We start from the raw sequence: 10051 nt of genomic DNA, 5'->3' as shown, positions 1-10051 counted from the left end.
TCGCGGACAGCACGACCGAGACGAGGTCGAGCGGCAGCCGCCGCGTCGGGCTGTCGAGGTGCAGCCACAGCGCCCCGAGGGCCAGGGCGGTCAGCGCCAACGGCAGTACGATCCAGAACATCCAGCGCCAGCCCAGCGATGCCAGGACCGCTCCGCCGATCGTCGGCCCCACGCGGGCGCGACCGCGATGACGATGGTGATGGTGCCCATCGTCGCGCCGCGCCCGGGTCTCCGGCACCAGGCGCATCACCGAGGTCATCAGCAGCGGCAGCATCACGGCCGTGCCGGTGGCCTGCACCACGCGCCCGGCGAGCAGGAATCCGAAGCTCGGTGCGAGGGCGGCGACCACCGTGCCCGTGGAGAACAGGGTCAGCGAGGCGAGGAAGATCTGGCGCGGGGTGAACCGCTCCAGCAGGAACCCGGTCGTCGGGATGACCACCGCCATCGTCAGCAGGTTAGCCTCCGCGTGGGCGGGCGGGCGACGCAATTACCGCGGACAGGGTCTGTGAGGCAGGACACGTGTGCCACACGCACGAACGTGGTGGCGGGGAGGGTCCCCACCACCACGTCGCGGTGTCCGTGAAGCGTGCCGGCTCAGTCGGTCACGAGGGGGAGCCGGTCAGGGGTCAGCCGGTGACGAGGGTTAGTCCGTACGCGTTGAGAACTTCGTTGACGGGCTGGAAGTAGGTCGTACCGCCGTAGGTGCAGTCGCCGGAGCCACCGGAGGTCATGCCCTGGGCCTCGTTGCCCGAGATGAACGAGCCGCCGGAGTCACCGGGCTCGGCACACACGTCGGTTTTGGTCAGGCCGTACACGGTGCCCTGCGGGTAGGAGACGGTCTGGTCCTTGGCCTCGATGTAGCCGCAGTGCCAGCCGGTGGTGGAACCGGACCGGCACACCGAGGAGCCGACCGGGGCCTCGGCCGAGCCCTGCACGACCCGGGCGTAGCCGTTGTACATGTTGACCCACGGCTTCGGGGTGTCGTCGGAGCCGGCGTCGACGTAGGCGTAGTCGTCACCGGGGAACGACGAACCCGCGAAGTAGCCACTGGGCTGTGAGGTGTAGTCGCCGTAGTCACCGCAGTGGCCCGCGGTCACGAAGCCGCCGTACACCGAGAATCCGACCGAGCAGCGCCCGCCGGTGCTGTCGTTGTAGTAGGCGTTGCCGCCGATGATGTCCATCAGCGTCTTCGGGTCCTCGGTGGACTCGACGACGGTGACGTCGGCCTGATCCACACCTGCGGATTCGACGAACTCATTGGCCTTCCGCGTGGTGCCCAGTGCGGTGGTCAACATCACCGAGTTGCTCTTGACGTCGGCATACCAGGTGGCGACGGACTCGGGAACGTTGTCGTCCGCCTCATTGAGCTGCTCGACGACCGCATCCAGCTCGGACCTGCTGTTGTCGACCGACCGGGGCTGCGCACCGGCCGCACGGACCTCGTCGAACTCGGCCTTGTCGGTCACTCCGACGACCAGCTTGCCCAGCTCCGCGTCATAGTACGAGCCGCCGAAACTGTCCAGCGTGGCCCGCACCGTCTCGTCAGCCCGGAAAGCCGCGGCCTCGCTGCGGAGCCGCTGCTCGGCCTCCTGGGCGCTCATCCCGAGGTCCCGCTGCATGGCCTGGATCATCGGGTCGTCGTCTCCCGCCGGGGTGACCGGCGCTCCGGAGCCCGCAGTCGCCGGCAGAGCGAGTACCGCCGCCATGCCGGTCGCCAATACCGCGGTGGCACCCAGGCGTGCCGCGGCCCTGCGCTTTCGTGAAGCCATTCCTTCTCCCTGTGACGTGGTTAACGTCCAATGGACCGGAAGGAAGTGTCCGGGTCGAGCCCGGTCCGCACAGCCGCTCAATGGGCGCCGACGAAGGTCGGAGATCGGCGAACGGCGGACGACGAAGGTTCCTATTTTGTGACGATCAGGTGACGCGAGGCGAGAGAACGCGATTGACGACACCGAGAGTGTGCCAGTCGTGATCGCACACCATGGACGAGGGGGAGCGGGTGTCCCGTTGCACGACTCCCGGGAACGAGATCTGCACCACCCGGCATATCTAACGCTCGATAGCCTCGGTAGTGTCCGTCCTGTCCGGTCAGTCACGGAAAGGGGCGAGGCACGTGCGTACACGGTTCTGTGAGGTCTTCGGGGTCCAGCACCCCGTCGCCCAGGGAGGAATGCAGTGGGTCGGCCGGGCGGAGTTGGTCGCCGCAGTGGCCGAGGCGGGCGCCCTGGGGTTTCTCACCGCGTTGACCCAGCCCACCCCGGAGGATCTGGCCAAGGAGATCGCCCGGTGCCGGGAGCTGACCGACAAGCCGTTCGGGGTGAACCTGACGATCCTGCCCTCGATCGACCCCCCGCCGTACGCGGAGTACCGCGACGTGATCGTCGAGTCCGGGGTGCCGGTGGTGGAGACCGCCGGGTCGAACCCGGTCGAGCACCTGCCCGTTTTCCGCGAGGCGGGGGTCAAGGTGCTGCACAAGTGCACCAGCGTGCGGCACGCGGTGAAGGCGCAGGAACTCGGCGTCGACGGGGTCAGCATCGACGGGTTCGAGTGTGCGGGACACCCGGGGGAGGACGACATCCCCGGCCTGGTGCTGATCCCGGCCGCCGCCGAGAAGATCACCGTGCCGATGTTGGCCTCCGGCGGTTTCGGTGACGCCCGTGGGCTCGTCGCGGCGCTGGCGCTCGGTGCGGACGGCATCAACATGGGCACCCGGTTCGTGGCCACGGCGGAGGCCCCGGTGCACGACAACGTCAAACAGGCGCTGGTGCGGGCGACCGAGCGGGACACCGACCTGATCTTCCGGCCGCTGCGCAACACCGCGCGGGTGGCCCGCAACGGGGTCAGCCGGGAGGTCATCGAGATCCTCGCCACGGGTGGCGCCTTCGAGGACGTACGCGAGCTCGTGGCCGGGGCCCGCGGACGCCGGGTGTACGAGGAGGGCGACCCGGAGCTGGGCATCTGGAGCGCCGGGCTCGTGCAGGGGCTCATCCAGGACGTGCCCACGGCCGGCGAGCTGGTCGAGCGGATCGTGACCGGGGCCGAGGAACTCGTGCGCGGCAGGCTGGGCGGCCTGGTGCGATCCTGATCCGCGTCGCGGGTACGCCGCCCGCGCCGGGCGGCGGAGTAGGGTGGCCCCCGGGTGATCGGGTGGTGGGAAGGACTGTGATGTCGCGAGGCGACGGCGCGGTGGTCGGACCGCCGGGCCCGGCGGGTCCGGACGAGGGCGGCGACTGGCGACGGCACGGGGAGCTGGAGCTGACCCCGCTGCTGTCGGCCGCGCTGGAGGCGTTCTACGAGAACGGATTTCACGGCACCACGGTGCGCGACATCGCGCGGCGGCACGGGCAGACCGTCCCCTCGATCTACTACCACCACCAGAACAAGGAGGGCGTGTTCGTCGCACTGCTGGAGAAGGCGACGAGCGACCTCGAATGGCGGGTCCGGACCGCGGCTGAGGACGGCGGGGACCGGCCGGACCGGCGCCTGGCCTACGTCGTCGAGGCCGTCGTGTTGCACATGACCCGGCGGTGGAAGCTGGCGGCGCTCGAACCGGAGCAGCGGCACCTGTCCGCCCGGGTGCGCCGGCGGTACGCGGAGCGGCGCAGGGACGTCGAACGGCTGGTGTCCGGCATCGTGGCCGACGGCGTGCGGTGCGGGGTGTTCACCACCCCGCACCCGGAGGAGACCGCCCGGGCGGTGCTGGGCATGTGCCAGTTCGTGGGCCGCTGGTTCCGCCCCGGCGGCTCCCTCACCCCGGAGGACGTGGCCGCCCGGTACGCCGACCTCGCCCTGGCGACGGCGGGCGCGTCTTACCCCGCCCCGTCCTGACCGGCCCCGATCCGACCGGATCCGCCCGCCCTGCCCGCCCCGGGACGGGCAGGGCGGGCGGCGTGGTCATTCGCCGCGCCAGACCGGGGCGCGCTTCTCGGCGAAGGCTTTCGCCCCCTCCTGGGCATCGGTGGAGGCGAACACCGGGGCCATGATCTCCAACTGACGGGTGAAGGCCTCGTCGCTGGTCCAGTCGGCCGAACGAGTGATGATCTCCTTGGTGGCCCGCAGTGCCAGCGGCGCGTTGGCCGTGATCCGGTCGGCCAGCTCCAGCGCCCCGGACAGCGCCTGCCCGGGTTCGGCGAGGCGGTTGACCAGCCCGTAGCGGTGGGCGTCGGCGGCGGAGAAGCGGTCCCCGGTCAGGGCGATCTCCATCGCGATCTGCCGGGGGATCCGGGCGGGCAGGCGCAACAGGCCGCCCGCCCCGGCCACGAGGCCGCGCTTGACCTCCGGGATACCGAACGTGGCCTCCTCCGAGGCCACCACCAGGTCGCAGGACAACACGAGTTCGCACCCGCCCGCCAGGGCGAAGCCCTCGACCGCGGCGATCAGCGGCTTGGCCGGTGGGGCCTCGGTCAGCCCGGCCAGGCCCCGGCCCTCGATGGTGACGTTCTCGCCGCGCAGGAACGCCTTGAGATCCATCCCCGCACTGAACGTGCCGCCCGCACCGGTGAGGACGCCGATGGACAGGTCCTTGTTCGACTCCAGTTCGTCCACGGCCGCGGCGACGCCCTGCGCCACCGTGGCGTCGACGGCGTTGCGCGCCTCCGGCCGGTTGAGGGTGATGATCAGAGCGCGGTCGCGCTGCTCGACGAGGACCGTGTCGCCCATCGGTGCTCCTCCACGGGATTCGGTTCCACTCCGCGACAGCATGCCGCAGAGACGATCACCGCGGTACCGGTGGTCCCACCGGCCGGACAACCTGCCCCGGCCCGGCACCCGCCCTACCCTGGGGTCATGCCCCGGCGCAACGACGAAGTCGCCGCCCTGCTGCAGGAGTACGCCGACCTGCTGTCCATCTCCGGCGGCGAGGCGTTCAAGGTGCGGGTGTACGAGAAGGCGGCGCGCGCGGTCGCCGGGCACCACGCCGATGTCTCCGGTCTCGACGCCGAGGAGCTGCGGGCCGTCCCCGGGGTCGGGTCGTCGATCGCGGAGAAGGTGGCCGAGTACCTGCGCACCGGGCGGGTGACGGCGCTGGAGCGGTTGCGCGGCCGCATCCCGGCGGGGGTGCGCGCGCTCACCGAGATTCCCACGCTCGGGCCGCGCAAGGCCATGCAGATCCACACCGAGCTGGGTGTGTCGTCGGTGGACGAGCTCGAACAGGCCCTGGACCGCGAGCGGGTCCGGGAGCTGAAGGGGTTCGGCCCGCGGACCGAGGACAACCTCCGGCGCGGCATCGACGTGCTGCGCCAGTCGGAGGGCCGGGCGCACCTGGACGTGGCGCTGTCGGTGGCCGAGGAGGTCACGGCCGCGGTGCGGGAGGCCACCGGCTGCGTGGACTGTGCGTACGCGGGATCGCTGCGGCGGATGCGGGAGACCGTCGGCGACGTCGACGTGCTGGCCTCGGCCGAGGACTCCGCACCGCTGATGGCGGCGTTCGTCGGCCTGCCACAGGTGTCCGAGGTGCTCGCGCACGGCACCACCAGGACCTCGGTGCGCACGCACAAGGGCCAGCAGGTGGACCTGCGCGTGGTCCCGCCGCGGGCGTGGGGCGCGGCGCTGCAGTACTTCACCGGGTCGAAGGCGCACAACATCCGCACCCGCGGGATCGCGGTGCGGCACGGCTGGAAGCTGTCCGAGTACGGCCTGTTCGACGCCGACACCGACGAGCTGGTGGTCTCGCGCACCGAGGAGGACGTCTACGCGCGCCTGGGGCTGCCGTGGATCCCGCCGCCGCTGCGGGAGGACCGCGGCGAGATCGAGGCGGCGCAGGAGGGGACCCTGCCGGAGCTGGTCACGGCCGACGACATCCGTGGCGACCTGCACACCCACACCGACCTCACCGACGGGGTGTCGCCGCTGGAGGACATGGTGCACGCGGCGGCGCGGCGCGGGCTGTCCTACTACGCGGTCACCGACCACGCGCCGGACCTGCCGATGCAACGAATGTCGGACGACAAGATGCTGGCCCAGCGCGAGCGGGTGCGCGCGCTGCAGGGCGAGGTGCGCGGGATGCGGCTGCTGCACGGGACCGAGCTGAACATCGGCCCGGACGGCGGGCTGGACTGGCCGGACGAGTTCCTGAGCGGGTTCGACGTGTGCGTGGCGTCGGTGCACTCGCACTTCGACCAGCCCGCGGAGGAGATGACCCGGCGGATCGTGCGCGCGTGCGAGAACCCGTACGTGTCGATCCTCGGCCACCCCACCACCCGTCGGATCGGGCGGCGTCCGCCCGTGGACGTCGACCCGGACGCGGTGTTCGCCGCCTGCGCGCGCACCGGTACCGCGCTGGAAGTGAACTCCCATCCCGACCGGCTGGACCTGTCCGACGCCCACATCCTGCGGGCGCGGGAGCACGGGGTGGTGTTCGCGGTGAACACCGACGCGCACTCCACCGTCGACCTGGACAATCTCCGCTACGGCATCGGCACGGCGCAACGGGGATGGCTGTCCGCCGACGAGGTGATCAACACGTGGTCGTGGCGCAGGCTGCGGGCCTTCCTGCACCGCTCCCGGCCGTGAATCACGCTCCCGTGTGCGGGCACGATTCCCCGGTCGGCACGTCCTGAATCGCCTTTCCGGCCAGCGCGGTTCGGCGCGCGGCCGACGGTGACACCCGCCGAGCCGGAGTCCGGTGGGGGACGGTCCGGTCGCACAGTACACCAGTCAGGTGCCGACGCTACTCGGTGCGAGGGTGCTGTCACGCTATCGGCCGATTGCTCATGGAGCTGGGCGCACTACTTTTGAGCGCGAGCAAAGTACTTTTGCTCATCAAGTGAAAAAGTACGGAGCGAGGCGACACGCCTACCCGGCTGCTCGACGCCGTCACGTGCACCGCCGGTGCCTGTGTCCTGAGCAGCTTCAAGGAGGATGCCTGGTGTTACGAACCGTTCGCGGCCGCCGGAGGGGCCTGGTGGGGCTGCTCGGCGTCGCGCTGCTGGGGCTGGTCTCCACCACCTGGACCGCACCGCCCGCCGACGCCCGGTCCGACGATCTCCCGCCTCAGGAGCCGGGCGTCACGTTACGCACGTTCGACCTGCAACAGCCGCTGGAGGAACTGTGTGACCTCAGACCGGGGACGACCCCGAACGTCGACAAGCTGATGCCGACGATCGACTTCAGCACCGCGGACGACTTCGGGTTCGAGGACAACTTCCTCTCCCACGTGACTGCCAACATCGACATCCCCACCGAGGGCGCCTATACCTTCCGGCTGACCAGTGACGACGGTTCGCGGCTCCACATCGACGACGAGCTGGTCATCGACCACGACGGGTTGCACGGAGCCGAGCCCAGAGACGGCACCGTCACGCTGGATGCCGGTCACCATACGCTGCGGGTCGAACACTTCGAGGCCGGCGGCGGCCAGCGGCTCACCCTGTCCTGGAAGGCTCCCGGGGCCACGGAATTCACCGTGGTGCCCGAGTCCGTGCTCAGCACCGATGCCGACGTCGTGCGCGTGACGGCTCCCGGGCGCAAGTACTGCGAGGGCGCGGCCGACAACCCGGGTGACGGGCTGCCCCTGGACTCGGTGAACCCGAACTACGACCTGACCGACCTGCGGCCGGAGGGGTTCCAGCCGATGGTGGCGGCGATGGACTGGACCTCGGACGACAGGCTCGTCGTGGTCACCTCCGGCTCGGTGAGCCCGGCGGGCCCGGTGGAGGACCCCGAACCCGGCGAGGTGTTCGTTCTCGGCAACGTCACCGGCGACACCGGCCCCGACCAGGTCACGGTCACCAAGGTGGCCACCGGTCTGCTCAACCCCATGGGCGTCGCGGTCGTCGACGGGTCCCTCTACGTCTCGGAACGCGACCGGCTCACCGAGCTCACGGCGGACACCGACGGCGACGGCCTCCGGCAGCACCGGACGGTCGCGGAATGGCCGTACGGTGGGAACTTCCACGAGTTCGCCTTCGGCCTGCTGCACGACGAGGACCACTTCTACGTCAACCTGTCGGTCGCGATCGACCAGGGCGGCGCGACGACCGACCCGCAGCCCGCGGAGAACCGGGGCACCAGTATCAAGGTGAACCGGGAGACCGGGGAGGTCTCCTACGTCGCGGGCGGCCTGCGCACCCCGAACGGCATGGGGTGGGGCCCGGACGGCGAGCTGTTCGTGATGGACAATCAGGGCGGCTGGTTGCCCTCGTCGAAGCTGGTGCACGTCAAGCAGGACCGGTTCTTCAACCACTACACGAATCCGGCCGGTCCGTTCGACGAGCGGCCGGTGACCGAACCGGTGCTGTGGTTGCCGCAGAACGACATCGGCAATTCTCCGACCAACCCGGTGCGGCTGGACGAGGGTCCCTTCGCCGGGCAGATGCTCTTCGGTGACGTGACCTACGGCGGGCTTCAACGTGCGTTCCTGGAGAAGGTGCACGGCGAGTATCAGGGGGCGGTGTTCCGCCACTCCGCGGGCCTCGAGGCGGGGGTCAACCGGACCGTCGTGGGTCCGGACGGGGCGATCTACGTCGGCGGCATCGGCGAGGGCGGCAACTGGAGCGAGCCCGGCAAGCTGAAGTACGGGCTCCAGAAGCTCACGCCGAACGGCGCCAACACCTTCGACATGAAATCCGTGCGTGCGACCGAGAACGGCTTCACGATCGACTACACCCGGCCGTTGTCGGCCGAGACGGTCGAGAAGCTCGCGCGGAGCTACACGGTCGAGCAGTGGCGCTACGTCCCGACCCGCAACTACGGCGGTCCGAAGGTGGACGAGCAGTCGCTCCGAGTCTCCGGAACCCAGGTCTCCGACGACCGGAAGACGGTCACCCTCACCATCGACGGCCTCAAGCCCGGCCGAGTGGTGCACCTGCGCTCGCCGCGCCCATTCACCGCCGAGAACGGTCAGCAGCTGTGGAACACCGAGGCGTGGTACACGCTGAATGCGATCCCCGGCGAGCGGGAGCAGAATCAGCAGGTGTTCCATGACGCCGAATCGGGCCGCCTGGACGGCGGCGCGCGTGTGGCCGGTGACCATCCGGGCTACACCGGCTCCGGCTTCGTCGCGGGCTTCGGTGAACAGGGCGCCTCGACCACGATGAAGGTCGACGTCGACCGGCCGGGTGCCTACGACGTCGGGCTGCGCTACTCCAACGGTCCGCACCCGTTCAGCGGGGACAAGACGGTCAGCGTCTACGTCAACGGCGACAAGGTGCGGCAGTCGACACTGCCGTCCACGACGACGTGGGAGAACTGGGCGACGAAGACCGAACGGCTGGTGCTGTCCGGCGGGCTCAACACGATCCGGTATCAGGTCGACGAGGGCGACACCGGACACGTCAATCTCGACTCCGTCTCCGTCCGCAAGCCCGGCGGGCGGATCACCCTGTTCGACGGCGGGGACCGGTCGGAATGGCAGCATACCGACGGGCGCGCGGCGAGCTGGCCGCTCGTCTCCGGCGGTGCCATGGAGGTCGAGGGCGGCGACCTGCGCACCAAACAGGCGTTCTCCGACTACCGGATGCACGTGGAGTTCCGGGTGCCGGAGCTGCCGCCGGACGTGACCGGACAGGACCGGGGCAACAGCGGTGTCTACATGCAGGAGCGCTACGAGGTCCAGATCCTGGACTCGTTCGGGGACGACACGCTCGCCGACAACGAGGCGGGCGCGATCTACCAACACAAGGCTCCCGACGTCAACGCCGCCACGGCACCCGGGACGTGGCAGACCTATGACATCACGTTCCGCGCCGCCCGGTTCGACGGTGACGGGAACAAGGTGTCGGACGCCCGGATCACCCTGGTCTGGAACGGTGTGACCGTCCACGACGACGTCGCGATCCCCGGTCCGACCGGAGGCTCCATCGCCGAGGGCCCGTCCACCGGTGCGATCCGGTTGCAGGACCACGGCAACGCGGTGCGCTACCGCGACATCTGGATCCAGCCTCTCGGGCGGACGGACACGACTGTCGGCGGTGGCCCGACCGGATGATGCGCAGGTGCCCGCCGGCGGCAGCCGCGGGCCGGGACGTCACCTCCCGTGCGGAACGCAGTGCCGCACGTCACCGGCCGTAAGGCACGGTGCCGCCCCGGGTCCGTGGTGGCCCGGGGCGGCACG

At 70.4% G+C, this 10051-nt stretch carries 7 protein-coding genes; 4 read left to right on the top strand and 3 right to left on the bottom strand.

What is annotated here, in order from left to right:
• The coding region (locus tag SACHA_RS23115) for an MFS transporter (protein WP_039739790.1) at window positions 1-445 on the bottom strand (445 nt) is incomplete at its 3' end.
• 181 nt (window positions 446-626) lie between these two features.
• Window positions 627-1769: a S1 family peptidase gene (locus tag SACHA_RS0118825; RefSeq protein WP_028663341.1), complete on the bottom strand. Its 1143-nt coding sequence runs from the start codon at window positions 1767-1769 to the stop codon at window positions 627-629.
• 344 nt (window positions 1770-2113) lie between these two features.
• On the opposite strand from SACHA_RS0118825, the gene SACHA_RS0118820 reads away from it, so the two are divergent.
• Together SACHA_RS0118820 and SACHA_RS0118815 are read left to right on the top strand one after the other, a co-directional pair.
• Window positions 2114-3085, top strand: coding sequence for an NAD(P)H-dependent flavin oxidoreductase (locus SACHA_RS0118820; protein ID WP_028663340.1), 972 nt, complete (start codon window positions 2114-2116; stop codon window positions 3083-3085).
• Between the two features lie 80 nt (window positions 3086-3165).
• Window positions 3166-3828 (top strand): TetR/AcrR family transcriptional regulator, encoded by a 663-nt coding sequence (locus SACHA_RS0118815; protein WP_019812253.1) that lies wholly within the window; start codon window positions 3166-3168, stop codon window positions 3826-3828.
• A gap of 66 nt (window positions 3829-3894) precedes the next feature.
• Here the strand turns inward: SACHA_RS0118815 and SACHA_RS0118810 are convergent, their stop codons facing one another.
• Window positions 3895-4659 (bottom strand): crotonase/enoyl-CoA hydratase family protein, encoded by a 765-nt coding sequence (locus SACHA_RS0118810; protein WP_019812246.1) that lies wholly within the window; start codon window positions 4657-4659, stop codon window positions 3895-3897.
• A gap of 126 nt (window positions 4660-4785) precedes the next feature.
• On the opposite strand from SACHA_RS0118810, the gene polX reads away from it, so the two are divergent.
• Together polX and SACHA_RS23110 are read left to right on the top strand one after the other, a co-directional pair.
• On the top strand, window positions 4786-6510 hold the full coding sequence (polX, locus tag SACHA_RS0118805; protein ID WP_019812244.1) for a DNA polymerase/3'-5' exonuclease PolX: 1725 nt from the start codon (window positions 4786-4788) through the stop codon (window positions 6508-6510).
• Window positions 6511-6865: 355 nt separating this feature from the next.
• Window positions 6866-9925: a family 16 glycoside hydrolase gene (locus SACHA_RS23110; protein ID WP_198010180.1), complete on the top strand. Its 3060-nt coding sequence runs from the start codon at window positions 6866-6868 to the stop codon at window positions 9923-9925.
• Window positions 9926-10051: the final 126 nt, after the last annotated feature.

It is taken from the genome of Saccharomonospora halophila 8, from assembly GCF_000383775.1.
Classification (GTDB): domain Bacteria; phylum Actinomycetota; class Actinomycetes; order Mycobacteriales; family Pseudonocardiaceae; genus Saccharomonospora; species Saccharomonospora halophila.
The sequence above is the reverse complement of the archived record's forward strand: the minus strand, read 5'-3'. Positions and strand labels throughout refer to the sequence as shown.

Excerpts from the sequence above, each read along its gene's own strand:
- polX (WP_019812244.1), top strand. The coding sequence starts at position 4,786 with ATGCCCCGGCGCAACGACGAAGTCGCCGCCCTGCTGCAGGAGTACGCC.
- SACHA_RS0118815 (WP_019812253.1), top strand. The coding sequence starts at position 3,166 with ATGTCGCGAGGCGACGGCGCGGTGGTCGGACCGCCGGGCCCGGCGGGT.
- SACHA_RS0118825 (WP_028663341.1), bottom strand. The coding sequence starts at position 1,769 with ATGGCTTCACGAAAGCGCAGGGCCGCGGCACGCCTGGGTGCCACCGCG.
- SACHA_RS0118810 (WP_019812246.1), bottom strand. The coding sequence starts at position 4,659 with ATGGGCGACACGGTCCTCGTCGAGCAGCGCGACCGCGCTCTGATCATC.